Source organism: Methylocella tundrae, from assembly GCF_901905185.1.
Classification (GTDB): Bacteria; Pseudomonadota; Alphaproteobacteria; order Rhizobiales; family Beijerinckiaceae; genus Methylocapsa; species Methylocapsa tundrae.
In genome coordinates this window covers 65,142-82,428 of sequence record NZ_CABFMQ020000076.1, presented here as the reverse complement: position 1 = coordinate 82,428, position 17,287 = coordinate 65,142, and the positions used below count along the sequence as shown (strand labels likewise).

The 17,287-nt window shown below is 62.9% G+C and carries 13 protein-coding genes; 2 read left to right on the top strand and 11 right to left on the bottom strand.

All coding sequences use genetic code 11. The features are described 5' to 3' along the window. Window positions 1-2: 2 nt before the first annotated feature. Window positions 3-836, bottom strand: a complete 834-nt coding sequence (locus MPC4_RS08220) for a universal stress protein (RefSeq protein ID WP_174512090.1) — start codon at window positions 834-836, stop codon at window positions 3-5. 230 nt (window positions 837-1,066) lie between these two features. Between MPC4_RS08220 and MPC4_RS08215 the strand changes: the two genes are divergently transcribed. Continuing rightward, a complete protein-coding gene (locus MPC4_RS08215) occupies window positions 1,067-5,806 on the top strand; it encodes a DUF3320 domain-containing protein (protein WP_174512089.1) in 4,740 nt (1,579 codons plus the stop codon). A 7-nt stretch (window positions 5,807-5,813) separates the two neighbouring features. On the opposite strand, the gene MPC4_RS08210 is transcribed toward MPC4_RS08215, so the two are convergent. From MPC4_RS08210 to MPC4_RS08200, 3 genes are read right to left on the bottom strand one after another with little or no spacing between them, the layout of a single operon-like run. After that, window positions 5,814-6,806 carry an Hsp33 family molecular chaperone gene (locus tag MPC4_RS08210; RefSeq protein ID WP_174512088.1) on the bottom strand — a complete coding sequence of 331 codons (993 nt, stop codon included), beginning with the start codon at window positions 6,804-6,806 and terminating at the stop codon, window positions 5,814-5,816. Next, window positions 6,803-7,792 (bottom strand): ornithine carbamoyltransferase, encoded by a 990-nt coding sequence (gene argF / locus MPC4_RS08205; protein WP_174512087.1) that lies wholly within the window; start codon window positions 7,790-7,792, stop codon window positions 6,803-6,805. The genes MPC4_RS08210 and argF overlap by 4 nt, the downstream gene beginning before the upstream one ends. After that, window positions 7,789-8,994: an aspartate aminotransferase family protein gene (locus MPC4_RS08200; RefSeq protein WP_174512086.1), complete on the bottom strand. Its 1,206-nt coding sequence runs from the start codon at window positions 8,992-8,994 to the stop codon at window positions 7,789-7,791. Before MPC4_RS08200 ends, argF begins: the two co-directional genes overlap by 4 nt. Before the next feature lie 604 nt (window positions 8,995-9,598). Here MPC4_RS08200 and MPC4_RS08195 point away from each other — a divergent pair. Continuing rightward, complete coding sequence (locus MPC4_RS08195; protein ID WP_174512085.1) at window positions 9,599-10,204, top strand: GcrA family cell cycle regulator; 606 nt, start codon at window positions 9,599-9,601, stop codon at window positions 10,202-10,204. 278 nt (window positions 10,205-10,482) lie between these two features. On the opposite strand, the gene phoB is transcribed toward MPC4_RS08195, so the two are convergent. The 7 genes from phoB to MPC4_RS08160 all read right to left on the bottom strand — a co-directional run bounded on the left by phoB (window position 10,483) and on the right by MPC4_RS08160 (window position 17,045). Then, entirely contained in the window at window positions 10,483-11,244 is a 762-nt protein-coding gene (gene phoB, locus MPC4_RS08190) for a phosphate regulon transcriptional regulator PhoB (protein ID WP_174512084.1), read from the bottom strand. Window positions 11,245-11,249: 5 nt separating this feature from the next. Next, window positions 11,250-11,963 (bottom strand): phosphate signaling complex protein PhoU, encoded by a 714-nt coding sequence (phoU, locus tag MPC4_RS08185; protein WP_134491934.1) that lies wholly within the window; start codon window positions 11,961-11,963, stop codon window positions 11,250-11,252. Window positions 11,964-11,992: 29 nt separating this feature from the next. Then, window positions 11,993-12,775 carry a phosphate ABC transporter ATP-binding protein PstB gene (pstB, locus tag MPC4_RS08180; protein ID WP_174512083.1) on the bottom strand — a complete coding sequence of 261 codons (783 nt, stop codon included), beginning with the start codon at window positions 12,773-12,775 and terminating at the stop codon, window positions 11,993-11,995. Next, the gene (gene pstA, locus MPC4_RS08175; RefSeq protein WP_174512082.1) at window positions 12,772-13,611 is read right to left on the bottom strand and encodes a phosphate ABC transporter permease PstA; all 840 of its coding nucleotides are present in this window, start codon (window positions 13,609-13,611) and stop codon (window positions 12,772-12,774) included. Before pstA ends, pstB begins: the two co-directional genes overlap by 4 nt. A 3-nt stretch (window positions 13,612-13,614) precedes the next feature. Beyond that, complete coding sequence (gene pstC, locus MPC4_RS08170; protein WP_425312443.1) at window positions 13,615-14,643, bottom strand: phosphate ABC transporter permease subunit PstC; 1,029 nt, start codon at window positions 14,641-14,643, stop codon at window positions 13,615-13,617. A gap of 89 nt (window positions 14,644-14,732) precedes the next feature. Beyond that, entirely contained in the window at window positions 14,733-15,776 is a 1,044-nt protein-coding gene (gene pstS, locus MPC4_RS08165) for a phosphate ABC transporter substrate-binding protein PstS (RefSeq protein ID WP_174512080.1), read from the bottom strand. Between the two features lie 195 nt (window positions 15,777-15,971). Further along, the gene (locus MPC4_RS08160; protein ID WP_174512079.1) at window positions 15,972-17,045 is read right to left on the bottom strand and encodes an ATP-binding protein; all 1,074 of its coding nucleotides are present in this window, start codon (window positions 17,043-17,045) and stop codon (window positions 15,972-15,974) included. Window positions 17,046-17,287 lie beyond the last annotated feature (242 nt).

Sequence of the window (17,287 nt, the reverse complement as noted above, 5' to 3'; positions counted from 1 at the left end):
CTTCAATGCGCCATAAAAACCGGCAGATTGGCCTCCGCCAGTATTTCGCTCGTCACTTTGCCGAAAATGAGCTGACGCAGCCTGCTGCGCGTGTAGCCGCCCTTGATGAGAAGATCGGCGCCGAGCGCCGCCGCCGCCTCAAGAAGCGCGGCGGCCGGTGAATTCTCGGCCTCGCCGACGATGCCGACGCGCGCCTGCGCGCCGTGCCGGCGAAGACTCTTCGCCAATTGTTCGTCGCTTGGCCCCGGCAGCGCCGGACCCGGCACCGTCAGAATCACGACGTCCTGGGCGCGGGTGAGCAATGGCATGGCGAAGGCGATGCTGCGAGCCGTGTCCGTGGTGCCGTTCCAGGCGATCGCGATCCGCTCGCCCAGCGTTTGAGGGGGCTCGGGCGGCGCGATCAGGACCGGCCGCCCGCTCTCGAACAGCACGGCTTCCAACGTTGATTTGCGCGGCGATCGCGGTCCCTGCCCCGGCCGCCCGACCGTAATGACGTCGAAGATACGGCCATATTCGCCAACCCCGGAATCGGACACAAGCGCGTCGCCGGTCCAGCCGAAGGTCGGGCGATCCCCCTCGTCCCGCGGGCGCTCGACATGGCGGCGCGCCATGAAACTCTCGAGCATCCTGCGGCTGTGATCGACGAAATCGCGGCGCGTCCGATCGTCGAGAACAATGCCGCTCAGGGCGAAGTCGGCGGCGACGAATTCGGCGATGTCAGGGCCGACCGCGATCCCTTCCATGTAACTGTTGAATGCGCGCGCCAGAAGCAGCGCTGTCTCCATCACCGCCTCCATGTGAGCATGGTCCTCGACCGGGATCAGGATTGATTTCAAGAGGCGCCTCCCGCGCGGCCAGAGGCTTCGGCCGCCGCTTCGATCATGCGCTTTTTTGCATCTGAAATCATCTCGCCGGGCGGCGGCCGCGGCATAGATTTGCCCGGTAATACCGCGTTTATCATGTTGCGAGTGATAAATGATAAATGTCTTTACGTTAAAACATATCAACCGTAATCGTTGCAATAAGGGTTTTTTAAAGGTCATCGCAGCGAGGCGAAGGCATCTCAATGGGCGCGGTTACTTCGATCACAGCGGCGCGTAAACAACACAGAACCGCGGCGATTGAAGGCCATATCGAAAAGCTTCTCGAGGACGCCCGCCTCAAACTTATCGAAACCGGAACCCGCAATCGCCTGATCCATACGCCGCGCGGCACTAAGCGTACGCGGTGCTTGCCGATCGCCAGCGCCAAGCCCGACGCCATTTTCGTAAACCTCGTTCGCGAAGGGAAATTACTTCGGTTTCTGGCTGCGAACGGCTCCGACGAAGCGGCGCAGGATCTTCCGGGGGAACGGGTCGCGCGTCTCGCCGACCGGGAGCCCGACGCGGCGCCAAAGCCAAGCCATGCGAACCGCAACGGTTTGCAGACGATGCTTGCGCCTGATCTGCTGCAAAGGCGCCTTCACGCGATCCAGCGCGACGCCAAGACGGCTGAGGAGGAGCGCGGCGTTAACATACTTTTCCTCGCACTCGGATTCCTCCGCTGGTATGAGGACGAGAGGTCCGACACGCTACGTCAAGCGCCGTTGATCCTGCTGCCGGTCAGCCTCGTGCGCGACCTCAAGCGATCGACCTTCGACCTCGCCTTCCGCGACGAGGACATCACCTCAAATCAGGCGCTGAAGGAGCGCCTGCGCGGCGATTTTGGCATCAGCCTGCCGGACATTCCAGACAGCGACAACTGGCTCCCGGGCGCCTATTTCAGCGCCGTCGCCACGGCGATCGCCTCAAAACGCCGGTGGTCGGTCGACGCCGACGGCGTCGAACTCGGCTTTTACTCCTCTTCCAAACTCCTCATCGTCCGCGATCTCGATCCCGCCAACTGGCCCGGCAATGCGCTGGTTGAACACCCTCTCGTGCGCGGGCTCCTCCGCGATGGCCTCGCCAGCGAGCCGCCGCTTCTGCCGGATGACGCCAAGCTCGACGCGATTTTGCAACCGAGCGACCTTATCCATGTGGTCGACGCCGATTCATCGCAAACCAGGGTCATCGAAAGCGCGCGCGCGGGACGCAATCTCATTGTGCAAGGGCCCCCTGGCACCGGCAAATCGCAAACCATCACCAACATCATCGCGAGCGCCGCGCATGCGGGGAAGTCGGTGCTTTTCGTCGCTGAAAAAATGGCCGCGCTGAATGTCGTGCACGACCGCCTGCGCGAAGCCGGCCTCGAAAATCTTTGCCTCGAACTGCATAGCCATACAGCCAACAAGCGGCTCGTCGCCGACCGGCTCGATCGCACGCTGCAATCATCGGCGGACTTCGATCTCGAAGACGAAAGCTCAGCCGACGAACTGGCCCTTGCGCGCGACGCGTTGAATCACGTCGCAGGCCGTCTGCACGCGCCGATCGGAGAAACGGGAATGACGCCCTATCAGGCGCTCTCGATTCAAATCGCTGCGACTGTTCGCCAGATAACGCCCGATCTCGGCCTCGTGGAAGCCGCGACTCGTTGGACGCGCGAAGACTATGAAGAGAAGGCGCGAAGGGTCGAGCGGCTCGCCAAACTGACCGCGAGCGCGGGACAGCTCAACCGCCATGTCTATTTCGGCGTCGGCGAGATCGCCTTGCAGCCGGCTGATTTCCAGCGTCTCGTTCCGCAATTCAAACGCCTTGCGGAATCCGCCACGGCGCTGGCCGCGACCGCGGCCGGAATTTCACGCTATCTCGGCTTTCAGCAAAGCCCGACGCTCTCCAGCATCAAGACTTTGGTCGCTATGCTGAGGGTCGTCGCCGAGCTGCCGCGCGAGGGCGTCCCGATTGCCTCCGCCATCGCTGGAGCGCCCTCGCTGCAAAGGGTCATCGAGGCCGCCGCGAAAGGCATTGAATGGCGCCGGCGGCGGACGCGATATGGGAGCGCCTTCCTCCCCGCCGTCTGGCAGGCGCCGCTCGCGCGGCTGCGCCCCGCCCTCGCCAAAGGCGCAACGTTCTGGCCGGCGCGATTTCGCCGCTCCTATCGCGAGGCCGAACGTCTGCTGCGCAGTCTCGCGACCGCCCCCTTGCCGCGGCGCGCCGCCGAACGCCTCGCGCTGCTCGACGCCCTGCTGAGAGGGCAGGAGCTCTCCCTGTCGCTTGCGGCGGAATCGCTTTTCCTCGACGAACTCCTTGGCGAAGCCTGGCAAGGAAAGGAAACCGACTTCGTCTTCCTGCACAAGACAGCTCAAACGCTCAAAAACCTCGCGGCGTTCGGCGCCGATCTCGACTTTGAGCGCATCATTGATCTTGCGCGCCAGGGCGTCGCCTCGACTTTTGCCGATGACTTCGAGAGCAGCCTCAAGGCGCTGGGTCAGTCGCTCGCCGGGGCCATTCAGGCGCTTGACCTCAATGTCGCGGCGATCTTCCACGTCAAGGCCGCAGGCGCCATCGATCTCGAGCGGCTTGCCGAGCGCGCCGGACAATGGGCGGCTCATCCCGCCCGCTTCGAAGAATGGGCGCGTCTCGCCAAGGCCGACCGTCTGCTGCGCGCGATCGGCCCTGTCTCCATCGCCGACGCCCTCGCCTCGGGCGCGCTGCAGCCGGCAAGGGCGCAAGCGACGATCGAGGCCGCTTTTGCCGAAGCCTCCTGGAAGCGGGCGATCGAGGCCGATCCACAGCTCGCCGCTTTCGACGGCGAACGGCACAACGCGCTGATCGCCGTTTTCAAGACCCTCGAGATCAGGCGGCGGCGCGCAGCCGCCATGAGCGTGCGCGCGCGCCATCAGGCCGCCATCCCGCGCGGGGCGCTCGGCGCGATGGGCGTCATTCGCGGCGAAATCGGCCGCAAGCGCAATCATATGCCGCTCCGCAAGCTGATGAAGGCGGCGGGAGAAACCATCCAGCAGATCAAGCCGGTGTTTCTCATGAGCCCGCTGTCGGCCGCGCAGTATCTGCCGCCGGGCGCCGTTCATTTCGACCTTCTTATCATCGACGAGGCGAGCCAGGTTCGGCCCGGCGACGCCCTCGGCCTGATAGCCCGATGCGGGCAGATCGTCGTCGTCGGCGACAAAAAGCAACTGCCGCCGACGCAGTTCTTTGATCGCATGATCGCCGATGAGGTCGATCCGATGGACGAGGACGAGACGAAGGTCCGCCTTGGAGCCGGCGTCGCGCCGGTCAGCGACCTTGAAAGCATCCTCTCCCTGTGCGAGGCGCGCGGCCTCGAAAGCCAGATGCTGCGCTGGCATTACCGCTCGCGCCATCCTTCCCTGATCGAGGTCTCCAACGCTGAATTCTACAGGCGCCTTGTCATGCCCCCGGCGCCGTCGACAGAACGCAAGGACAAGGGCCTCCTCATGCGCCGGGTCGCCGGCGCATATGATCGCGGCGGCTTGCGCACCAATCTGATCGAAGCCGAAGCGGTCGCCGCGGCCGCGGCCGAACATGCCCGCCTCTGCCCCGACCTGTCCCTTGGAATCGTCACTTTCTCGACCGCTCAACGCGATCTCATCGGCGATTGCCTCGACGGCAAACGGCGAAGCGATCCGCTCCTCGACGCTTTTCTGCGCGAACGCGGACGCGAGGACGCATTCGTCAAAAATCTGGAGAATGTGCAAGGCGACGAACGCGACGTGATCCTGATCTCCATCGGCTATGGTCCGCGCGAGCCGGGCAAACCGCTCGACAGGATGGCTTTCGGCCCGATCTCGAGCGAGGGGGGCGAGCGGCGGCTCAATGTGCTTTTCACGCGCGCCCGGGTGCGCTGCGAGATTTTCGCATCCTTCGGCGCCGGCGACATCAATCTCGAGCGCGCGACAGGCGCTGGACCGCGCGTGCTGAAGCGCTTTCTGCAGTTCGCGGAAACCGGCGTGCTCGAAGAGGCGAAGCCAAGCGGCGCCGATTTCGACTCGCCCTTCGAGGCCAATGTCGCAGCGGCGATCGAAAGCCTTGGCTATAATGTCGAAGCGCAGATCGGCTCGGCCGGGTTCAAGATCGACCTTGCCGTGCGCGATCCGAAACATCCCGGCCGCTTCATGCTCGCGGTCGAATGCGATGGCGCGACCTACCATTCCGCTCTTTGGGCGCGCGAGCGCGACCGCCTTCGCCAGGAGGTGCTCGAAGGACTCGGCTGGCGGATCCATCGGATCTGGAGCACCGACTGGTTCTATCGCCGGGACGAACAGCTGCGCAAATTGAAAGCGGCGCTCGAAGCGGCGCGCGGCGAAATACAAAAGCCGGCGCCCGCCGTCGCCGCGCCGCCGAATGACCGCGGTCGCGAACAGCCGCAGGATGGCCCCCCGAATGCGCCCACCGTTTACGAGCTGGCGAAATGCGAGGTTCCGCGCGGGGAAAGGATCGATGAAATTGACGCCCGCCGTCTCGCCGAGCTGACGCGATCGGTGATCGAACAGGAAGGGCCCATTCACCAGCACGAGATCATCAGACGCGTCGCGTCCTTCTTCGGCCGCGGCAGGCAGAGCGCCAACGCCATCGCTGCGATCACGCAGGCGCTCGACTCTTTGGCGACGAGCGCCCCGGAGTTCTGCCGGCAGGAAGAATTCTGGTTCACCAAACGGCAAAAAAAAGCGCCGCCGGTCCGGTGCAGAAGCAGCGCCCCGGTTCGCCTGCAGAGCCTCGAAATGATCGCGCCGATCGAGATAAAAGCGGCGATCGATCTCGCCCGATCAGAGGCCCCGCAAACCGGCGAGGCCGATCTCGTCGCCGCCGTCGCGCGTCTGTTGGGACTGCCGCGCGCCAAACCCGAAATCCGGGATCGCGTCCTTTACTTTACAAGGCAGGCCTCACATTCAACGGGAGACCGCCGGCAGAAATGAACTTTTTCTACGCGTCGAAGTCCTTCGGATCGAAGACGCGAAAGGTCGAGCAGAATTCGCAGGTGACGCCGATCAGCCCATCGTCGCCGACCATTTCGTCGCGGTCTTCCGCGGAAAATCCGCGCAGCATGGCTTTGACGCCGTCATCCGAGCAGCGGCAGGCGTCACGCACCATTTGCGGCTCGAAAACCTTGACCCCCGGCTCGTGAAACAAACGATAGAGCAGCCGCTCGCTGGACAGGGTCGGATCGACGAGTTCGTGATCCTCGATGGTTGCGACGAGCGCTTTCGCCTCGGTCCAGGCGTCGTCTTCCGCCGGCGCTTCGAGAGACGTCCCCTCCGGCGCATCACCCGGATGGAGGTCGATCGGCCGGCGCCGCTCGCTGGCGCTCGGCAGAAATTGCACCATGAGTCCGCCCGCCCGCCAGCTGACGCCCTGAGCGGTCACGCTCTGCGCGACGGCGAGCCGGACATAGGTCGGAATTTGTTCCGACTGGCGAAAATACTGGTGCGCGGCCTCCTCCAAGCCCTGCCCGGTCAGCGCGACAATGCCCTGATAACGCGCCGCTTCATGGCCCTGATCGACGGTGAAAGCGAGATGGCCGCGGCCGAGGAGATCCTGTCGAAGATCTTGTCCCCTGGCCTCGTCGGCAAGTCCCGCCGCGTCAAAGCGCGCGAAGGCGCGCAGGCGCCCGGGAGCGTCAAAATCCACGACCAGCATATCGACGACGCCGTCACTGCGCGTCTGCAGCTGGAAGCGGCCGTCAATCTTCAGCGACGAGCCGAGCAGGATGGTCAAGGCCAGCGCCTCGCCGAGCAATCGCGCGACAGGCGCCGGGTAGGCGTGCCGGCCTAGAATCTGATCGACGCTCGCCCCGAGCCGCACGACGCGGCCGCGCACGTCGAGTTGCTCGACGGCGAATGGAAGCACCGAGTCGTCGAGCCCGAAATCCGATACAGGACGCGACGCCGAACCGGCAGACTGCGGCCGGTCGGTCATGCTCTCGCCCCTCCCGGCGTCTTCCCGTCCTGCAGCAGCATCATATCTTCAAGGCACCAGGCGAGAATCCCTTTTTGCGCGTGCAGCCGGTTTTCGGCTTCATCGAACACGACCGATTGCGGCCCGTCGATGACCTCGTCCGTGACCTCCTCGCCGCGATGGGCCGGAAGGCAATGCATGAAGATCGCGTCGCCGGCGGCGGCGGCCATGAGTTTGGCGTTGACCTGATAGGGCGCCAGCAGATTGTGTCTGAACGCCTCGTCCTTGTCTCCCATCGACACCCAGCAATCGGAGACGACCGCGTCCGCCCCGTCGACCGCCTCGAAGGGATCGCGCGTGACGTTGAGGCGCGCGCCGGAACGACGCGCCCAGTCGATGAGGTCGCGCGGCAACTCCAGCTCCGCCGGCGTCGCGACGTTCAGCGAAAAGTCGAAGCGCTCCGCGGCGTGAACCCAGCTGGCGAGAACATTATTGGCGTCGCCAGACCAGGCGATCGTGCGGCCTTTGATGGGCCCCTTGTGCTCCTCGAAGGTCATGACGTCGGCCATGACCTGACAGGGATGGGACCGCTTCGTCAGCCCATTCACCACCGGCACGCCGGCGTAGCGGGCAAGTTCGATCATGTCGTCATGTTCGAGGATGCGGATAACGATCGCATCGACAAAACGCGACAGGACGCGCGCCGTATCTGCGATCGTCTCGCCGCGGCCGAGCTGCATTTCCTTGCCGGTGAGCATGATCGTCTCGCCGCCGAGTTCGCGCATGGCGAGATCGAACGACACGCGCGTGCGCGTCGACGGCTTGTCGAAGATCATCGCGAGGACCTTGCCCGCGAGCGGCTGCTCCGCTGCGCGCCGCCCTTTGCGCCGCGTGGATTTGATGGCGGCGGAGACGTCGAGAATAGTGCGAAGATCGGACGCCGGGATTTCCGAAAGATCGAGAAAATGCCGGATCGCGACCCTGTCGTCGGGGTTGGAGCGGCTCATCCCTCAGCCTCGCTCAGGGCGGCAGCTTGGCTGCTTTCGAAATGCCTGCACGCGGCGTCGAGACGGCTCAGCCCTTCGGCGATCTCTTCCTCGGTAATGATCAAGGGCGGCAGCACGCGGGCGACATTGTCGCCGGCGGGGATGACCACAATCTTTTCGGCCCGCGCGGCGGCGACGAAATCGGCGACGGGGACGCGCAAGGCGATCCCGAGCATCAGACCCTCGCCGCGAATCTCGGCGACGACGCCGGGATGCGCATCTTGCAGGCCGACGAGGCCTCGCTTCAGCGTCGCGCCGAGCGACGCCACATCAGCAAGGAAGCCTGGCTTCAAAACGACGTCGAGAACAGCATTGCCGACACTGGTTGCGAGCGGATTGCCGCCATAGGTCGTCCCATGCGTGCCGACGACCATGCCTTTGGCGGCCTCGCGCGTCGCGAGGAAGGCGCCAAGCGGAAATCCGCCGCCGATGCCCTTGGCGATCGCCATGATGTCCGGCTTGATCCCCGAAAGTTCGCAAGCGAAGAATTTGCCGGTCCGGCCGACGCCGGTCTGCACCTCATCGAGGATGAGAAGGAGGCCGTGCTCGTCGCAAAGCGCGCGCAGGCCGCGTAAAAACTCGGCCGAGCCGACGCGAATGCCCGCCTCGCCCTGGATCGGCTCGACCAATATGGCTCCGGTGTGCGGACCGATGGCGGCCTTCGCCGCTTCGAGATCGCCAAACTCGACGTTGTCGAAGCCCTCGAGCTTCGGGCCGAAGCCCTCCATGTACTTTGGGTTTCCGCCGGCCGAGACCGTCGCGATGGTGCGCCCGTGGAAAGCGCCCTTGAAGGTGATGATGCGATATTTGTCCGGATGGCCGCAGGCCGACTGATATTTGCGCGCGGTCTTGATCGCACCCTCGACCGCTTCAGCGCCCGAATTGGTGAAGAACACATAATCGGCGAACGTCGCCTCGGTGAGGCGCGCGGCGAGACGTTCGGCCTCAGGAATCTGAAAGAGGTTCGAGGTATGCCAAAGCTTGCCGCCCTGTTTGACCAAGGCTTCGACAAGATGGGGATGCGAATAGCCGAGCGAGGCCACCGCGATGCCGGCGCCGAAATCGAGATATCGCTCACCCGTCGTCGCGGTCAGCCAAACGCCATTTCCATGGTCGAAGGCAAGATCAGCGCGGGCATAGGTGGGAAGCAGCGACGAAGTCACGGTTTCGCTCCGGGTTACAGGCTCGAAGGTTCGATTGCGACCTTCAAAATCAAATGCCGCCCAGCGGGCGGCAAAACTGCTCCTTTTAATCTAGGCATTCCCTCCGGTCTGTCAAATCGAATGGGCGCTCACGGCGCAAGCCTTCGCGCATCCGCCGGGCCAGCCCGGCGCAAGCCGCCTCCACCACTTTTGGCCGGGCGGCGGGACGCAGAGTTCGACGCGCCTCGGATGAGGAATAAACCTGACGCTCCGCCGATCTCCGGCGCCGATGGATAAGCGCCAAATCCCGGGTTCTTCTACGCGTCCGGCGGAACATCTGTTGAAAACGTTTTGAGGACTGTCGCGAAGCTTGCGTGAGATTCAACACCTAGTGTAGCGTTCGGCATAAGAGCTACGACATGTCGTGCGGCGGGCAAGCGGCCTCGAACTTCGTTCGAGCGATGTAAGGCCGACTGGCGCCGGTCTCAGGTCGCAGCGATGACGACGCCATTGGGAAATGCTCCCAAGATCGAACTTGTTGTTACGGATTCTTTCGATGAGCGCTCGCTTCAAATGCATTGTCAGACCTTCGAATTTCAGATCGCCTCAAATCTAGGAGACCGTGATGTCCTGGACCGATGAACGCATCGAGTTGCTGCAAAAGCTCTGGCTCCAAGGCATGAGCGCCAGCAAGATCGCGAGCGAACTCGCAAATGGACTGACCCGCAACGCCGTCATCGGCAAGGTGTACCGGCTCGGGCTTTCGGGCCGGACCAAGGCTGACGCTCCGCCCGCCACGCAACAGGCGTCGAAACCGCCCGTGCGCCCACACGCCGGCCGGCCGGCGCCGCATCCGGCGCAAAGCCGGGGCGGTCCAACGCAGGGTGGCCACGGACACGGCGTTTCAGGCCATCTCGCGCAGGCCCAGATCTCGCCGAACACAAGCTTCATTCGCGGCAATACGGCCCTGGCCGTCCAGCCCGTGGCTTTTGCAACGCCGGCGCCCGCGCCAAGCCGCGACGTCGTCGTTCCGATCGCTGAGCCGGTAACGATGCTGGAATTGCGCGAGTCCATGTGCAGGTGGCCGATCGGCGATCCGACACAGGCGGACTTTCGCTTTTGCGGCGCGCGCAAGACGCCGGGCGAAGGCCCCTATTGCGGGTGCCACGCCGCTATCGCCTATCAGCCGCAGCAGGATCGCCGCCGCCAGCGCCCGCAGAAGTCAAGCTGAAGGCGCAGCGCTCCGCTGGTTTTACGCGCAAGGCCACACCTGCGGCTCGGGGCGCTCCATCGCGGCGCACCGGTCTTTTGCACGCCGATAAGCTGCCTTTGCCCGCAGGAGCGGCGAGGCCCATTCTCCGCCGATCGCAGTCCGATGTGCAAAAGAGCCGGTTCCGCCAGCTTGCCTTTTGGCCAGCTCCCGGCGCTTCTTTTGGCGATCATGCGCGCTGCAACCGCCGCATGATCTTGTCTGAAAACCGAAAAACCGGCGCGCGTTCGAGATCGTGGCTATGCCTTGCTGAACGTCTCATCGAAGGAATAGCCGGCTCCCCGCACGGTGCGGATCGGATCCCTTTCACCCGTGTTCGACAGAGCTTTACGCAAACGCCCGACATGCACGTCGACCGTGCGCTCGTCGATTTCCGCCGAAAGGCCCCAGACGCTATCCAGCAATTGCGCGCGCGAAAAAACCCGGCCGGGCTTTTCCATCAAATGTTCAAGCAGGCGAAACTCCGTCGGTCCGAGGTGGACGTCGCGCGAGCCGCGATGAACGCGCCAGTTCTGCCGATCGAGCTCAAGATCCCCCGCCGAAAGGACGCCAGCGACGCGGTCCGGCCGCGCCCGCCGCAGCAGAGCGCGAACGCGCGCCATGAGTTCGGGCACTGAAAACGGCTTGACCACATAGTCGTCGGCGCCGATCGAAAGGCCGCGAACGCGCTCGCTTTCCTCGCCGCGCGCCGTCAGCATGATGACCGGAAGCGTGCGGGTGACCTCCCGCGCGCGAAGCCGGCGGCAGATCTCGAGGCCGGAGACGCCTGGCAACATCCAGTCGAGAATGATGAGATCGGGGATGACTTCACTCAGCCTGATTTCGGCCTCGTCGCCGCGCTCGACGCGATCGACGACAAAACCCTCTGCCTCGAGGTTGTAGGCGAGGAGCAGGCTCAAAGCGGCCTCGTCCTCGACAACGAGAATGCGGGGAGCCGGCGTCGCGGAGAGGCTGCGTCCCGCGCCGGTCCGGGTTTCAACGGAAGTCTGAATTTCGCTCATGGATTTCAACCCGCTGCGGTCGGCAATTCGGAAAGAACACTGCGGCCCTTCGGCCGATCGGCCGGCATGGTTTCGCCGGTCACGAGATAGACCACCGTCTCGGCGATATTGGTGGCGTGATCGCCTATGCGCTCGATGTTTTTTGAACAGAACAAAAGATGCGCGCAGAATGAAATATTGCGCGGATCCTCCATCATGAAGGTCAGCAGGTCGCGAAAGACCGAGTCTTCAAGAGAATCGAGATCGGCGTCATAGGTCCAGACTTCGCGCGCGCGGGCGGCGTCGCGCTGCGAATAGGCGTCGAGCACGTCCTTCAACAGGATCGCGGCGGAGTCGTGCATCGATTTGAGGCCGACGATGGCGCGCGGAATACGCACGTCGGCGGCGACCTTGATGGCGCGTTTGGCTATATTCTTGGCGAGATCGCCAACGCGTTCGAGATCGTTCGATATTCTGATGGTCGCGATGATCTCGCGCAGGTCAACGGCGAGAGGCTGGCGCCGCGCGATCGTTAAAATCGCCTGCTCCTCGATCTCGCGTTGCAGCGTGTCGAGGCGCGGATCGCTGGCGATTGTCGCATGCGCAAGCTGCGTGTCGAAATCGGCGAGGGCGTCCATCGCGTCGGACAGCATTTTTTCAGCGATGCCGCCCATTTCCGCGATCTTTTGGCCGAGGCCCTCAAGTTCCGCGTCGTAAGCTCTCACAATATGATCGGACATGTCGTGTTCCTCGAAGCCCTGGCGAGCAATCAGCCGAACCGGCCGGTGATATAGTTCTGCGTCTGTTTTTTCTCGGGCGAGGTAAACACGTGCGAGGTCACCCCGAATTCAATAAGCTCGCCAAGATACATGAAGGCCGTGTAGTCAGAGCAGCGCGCCGCCTGCTGCATATTATGCGTGACGATCGCAAGAGTGTAGTTTTCCTTCAGCTCGTCCATCAGCTCCTCGATCTTGGCCGTCGAAATTGGATCGAGAGCCGAGCAAGGCTCGTCCAGGAGGATCACTTCTGGATGAATGGCGACGGTGCGGGCGATGCAGAGCCGCTGCTGCTGGCCGCCGGAGAGCGACAGGCCCGAGGCCTTCAGCTTATCCTTGACCTCCGTCCAGATCGCGGCGCCTTTCAAGGCCGCCTCAACCCTGTCGTCGAGCTCGGATTTGCTGACTTTCTCATAGAGCTTGATGCCGAAAGCGATATTGTCATAGATCGACATCGGAAACGGCGTCGGCTTTTGAAACACCATGCCGACGCGGGAGCGCAGAAGATTGAGGTCCTGATCCGGCTTCAGGATATTCTCGCCATCGAGCAGCACTTCGCCCTCGGCCCTCTGCTTTGGATAGAGATCATACATGCGGTTCAGCACGCGAAGCAGCGTCGATTTTCCGCAGCCGGACGGTCCAATGAAAGAGGTCACCCTGTTGGTGTAAAGCGGCAGGCTGACGCTCTTCAAAGCGTGAGTCTCGCCGTAGAAAAAATCGAGGTCGCGAACGCTGACCTTCTGCGGCAGATTGGCGATGTTGTTCGTCGCAGTCATTTCGCGGTCCTTTGGGCGCCGAGCACGCGCGCGATGATGGAAAGGGCGAGCACAGCAAGGGTGATGATGAGAGCGCCGGCCCAGGCGAGCTGCTGCCACTCCTTGTAGGGGCTGAGCGCAAACTGGAAGATGACCACCGGAAGGGTCGACATTGGCGCGTTCAGATCGGTGCTGAAGAACTGATTGTTGAGGGCGGTGAAGAGTAATGGCGCCGTTTCCCCGCTGACGCGGGCGACCGCCAGAAGGACGCCTGTGATGAGGCCGGCGCGCGCCGCGCGATAGGACACTTTGCTGATGACGATGGAGCGCGGCAATCCAAGCGCGCTGGCCGCCTCCCGCAATGGATTGGGAACGAGCAGCAGCATGTCCTCGGTCGTGCGCACGACGACGGGAACCACGATCACCGCCAGCGCAAAGGCTCCGGCGTAGGCGGAGAAATGGCCGACGCGCGCCACCATGATCTCATAAATGAAAAGGCCGATGACGATGGACGGCGCGCTGAGCAGAATGTCATTGATGAAGCGCACCACAAAGGTCAGCTTGGTATGACGCCCATACTCGGCCATATAGGTGCCGGCGAGGAGGCCGAGCGGCGTGCCGATGGCGACGCCAAGAAAGGTGATGACGAGGCTGCCCGCGATAGCGTTTAGAAGGCCGCCGGCCGATCCCGGCGGCGGCGTCATCTGCGTGAAGACAGCCGGAGACAGACCGCCAAAGCCCTGAATGAAGAGTTCGAGAAGGATAATGACCAGCCATCCAAGCCCGAACACGGTCGAGGCATAGCACAGTCCCAGATAGATATTGTTGGTGCGCCGACGCCGGCCGTAAAGCGACATGAATCAAGTCCCCGCCTGACGTTCAATCCGCATCAGCATGTAGCGCGCGATCGCGAGAATGAAGAACGTGATGATGAAGAGGATGAGGCCGAGGGCGATCAAAGCGGAGGTGTAAACGTCTCCGACCGCTTCGGTGAACTCATTGGCGATGCTCGCCGAAATCGTGGTGCCGGGAGCAAGCAGCGAGCCCGAGATGCGATGCGCGTTGCCAATGACGAATGTGACGGCCATCGTTTCGCCGAGCGCGCGGCCAAGGCCCAACATGACGCCGCCGATGACGCCGATGCGCGTGTAGGGAAGAACGATTGACCGGATGACTTCCCAGGTCGTGCAGCCGCAGCCATAGGCCGCCTCTTTGAGCACCGCGGGCACGGTTTCAAACACATCGCGCGAGATGGAAGTGACGAAGGGAAGCACCATGATGGCGAGGATGAAGCCGGCTGTCAGAATGCCGATGCCGTAGGGCGGCCCCGCGAAAAGCGATGAGAGCACGGGCACGTTCGCGAATGTGTCGATGAGCGCCGGCTGAACGTGCCTTTGCAGAAAGGGCGCAAAGACGAAAAGGCCCCAGATGCCATAGATGATCGATGGGATTCCGGCCAGAAGCTCGATTGCAATGCCAATCGGGCGGCGCAGCGGCTGCGGGCAGAGTTCGGTCAGAAAGATCGCAACGCCAAGGCCAATTGGCACCGCGAAAATCATGGCGATGGCCGACGTCACCAGCGTGCCGTAGATCGGCGCGAGCGCGCCGAATTTTTCCGTCACGGGGTTCCATGTCTGCGTGCCGAGAAAGCCGAATCCAAATGCCTTGAGGGCGGGAATGGAGCCGACGATCAGGGAGCCGATGACGCCTCCGAGAATGAGTAGAACCGCGAGCGCGGCGCTGAGCGTCAGCAGTCGGAAGCCTCGGTCTTTGAGCTTCAGCCAGTTTAGAATCTTGATCCGGCTCAGCGCCCTGCCGGACACGGCGCCGTCGACTGCGAGGTCCACCACGGCCTTCTCCTTGAGGTCTTTCACTCTCGTTTCCACCAAGAACCGTCCGGGGCGCCGGGTCATTCGTCACGGCGCCCGCCATGCGAGCCGATCAAAGAAGGTCGATGAAATCGCTCTTCCCGCAAGTCTCAGTTCAGAAGCGGCTTGCCGTCGGCGCCCTTGATTTCGGTAGCCCATTCCTTCTTGATCAGAGCCACAACCGAGTCAGGCAGCGGTACGTAATCAAGTTCCTCGGCGGCCTTATCGCCCTTCTCATAGGCCCAGCTAAAGAACTTCAGAGCCGCGGCGGCGGCGGCGTCGTCCTGGGGCGCTTTGTGCATCAGGATAAAAGTGGCGCCCGCGATCGGCCAGGACTGCGCGCCCGGCTGGTCTGTCAGGATCTGATAAAATCCCGGCGCTTTAGCCCAGTCGGCATTCGCGGCGGCGGCCTTGAAGCTCTCGGCCTCGGGGGCCACGGACTTGCCGTCCTTGTTGATCATATTGACGAATGTCATCTTGTTCTGTTTGGCGTAGGCGTATTCCACGTAGCCGATTGCGCCTCTCGTCTGAATGACGTTATTGGCGACGCCTTCGTTGCCCTTGGCGCCGATGCCCGCGGGCCATTCGACAGCAGTACTGGCTCCGACCTTGGACTTCCAGTCAGCGCTCACCTTCGAGAGATAATCGGTCCAGATGAATGTCGTTCCGGACCCATCCGAACGATGAACGACCACGATCGCCATTGACGGCAATTTCACTTTTGGGTTCAACTTCTGGATCGCCGGGTCATCCCAGGTCTTGATCTCGCCGAGGAAAATCCTGGCGAGCGTCGGGCCGTCGAGCAGCAATTCACCGGGCTTGATTCCGTCGAGGCTGACCACCGGCACATCACCGCCAGTCACGGTCGGAAACTGCACAAGGCCCGCTTCCTGGAGCTCCTCAGGCTTGAGCGGCATGTCAGATGCGCCAAACGTCACAGTCTTGGCTTTGATCTGCTTGATCCCGCCGCCCGAACCGATCGATTGATAGTTCAGTCCGAGACCGGTTTCCTTCTTATAGGTATCCGCCCATTTGGCATAAATCGGATACGGAAATGTGGCGCCGGCGCCGGAGATATCCGCCGCGTCGGCCGCACCGCCGGCGAGCCCTATCGCGGCGGCCGCGAGCGCCGTTCGCAGGAACGAGAAATTCATCGAATGCCTCTTCGTTGGCTGAATGTATGGAGAGCGCCAGGACGCCGAACTGTAAATCGCCAATCCCGCACGTCATCGCTCCGTGGAAGGCCGAAGGCAGGGTTTTCCAAATCAGCCCGCCAGCCGAAACTAAGTGGTCTTCAAGAGCTCCGTATGAAGCTTACATGACACTTTCATGACAGTGGCCGCTTAAATTCAGCTCACGTAGAGCGGAAGGGTCACGCTGAACGTCGAACCCTGCTCGGGCAGTGATTCAATGCCGAGACGGCCGCGATGGCGCGCAACGATATGCTTGACGATGGCAAGGCCAAGCCCTGTCCCCCCTTTAGCTCGGCTTTGGCCGGCGTCCACCCGATAGAAGCGCTCGGTCAGGCGCGGCAAATGTTCCGGCGCAATGCCAGGACCGTGATCGCGGACGCTGAACACGCAGTGACGCTCCTGGGAAAGCAGCGTGATCTCGACGTCTCGATCCTCGCAGCCAGGATCGCTCGCGCCATATTTGATCGCGTTTTCGACGAGATTTTCGACAACGCGCAATAATTCGTCGCGATCGCCCGGGACGATCACCGACGCCGGCGCGTCGACATGGAGGACGGTGTTATTTTCCAGCGCCATCGGCGCGAGTGTGTCAGCGATGTGACGAAGAATTGTGACAAGATCCACCGGCGACTGCGGCAGCAGATGCAGATTCTGTTCGATGCGGGACAGCGACAGCAAATCATCGACAAGGCGCGTCATGCGCCTCGCCTGCTCCCGCATGATGCCTAGAAATTTCACCCGCGCCTGTTCGTCGTGACGCGCCGGGCCTTGCAGTGTTTCGACGAAGCCGAGCAGCGAAGCGAGCGGCGTGCGCAGCTCATGGCTTGCGTTGGCGACGAAATCGACGCGCATGCGCTCGACCCGCCGCGCCTCGCTGAGGTCGCGCAAGGTCAAGATCATCGTCGCCGAACCGGGCGGGCCCTCCATCGGAGCGACGTTGAGTTCAAAGAACCGTTCGACCGGCACGCGATCGAGCCACGTGGCGCGTTCCGGCCGGCCAGAGGCGCGCGCGCGCATGACGGCGTCGAGAACATCCGGCGCGCGCAGACCGCGCGCCAGCAAAAGATCAGGCCGCAGCGCCGGGAAAAGGGCCAGCGCCGGGGCATTGACGGCGACGACGCGATCGCTCGCGTCAATGACGATCACGCCTTCCGGCAAAGCGTCGATGAGCCGCGCCGCGATCAGGCGGTCCCGGGCCGGCAAGCTCCTGACGGCGGCGAGAGTTTTCATGATCCTCTGTCATTGGCGGCGCGTTCAGCGCCTTGCGCGAGAAATCTGGTCAAGCTTCATTCAGCCTTGGTTGCGAGACGCGCGGCCTGTAACGGAGCGCGAATCGAATGTAAATTGAAACAGATGATTAAAACTCTTTTTTGACAGTCGCCGCGTCCCTTGCGAGAGGCGCCGCCGCACGAATCAGCTTGCCGTCCGCGCTCCGCCGCCAAGGCGCCCTCAACGGAAGACGCGAGGGGCGC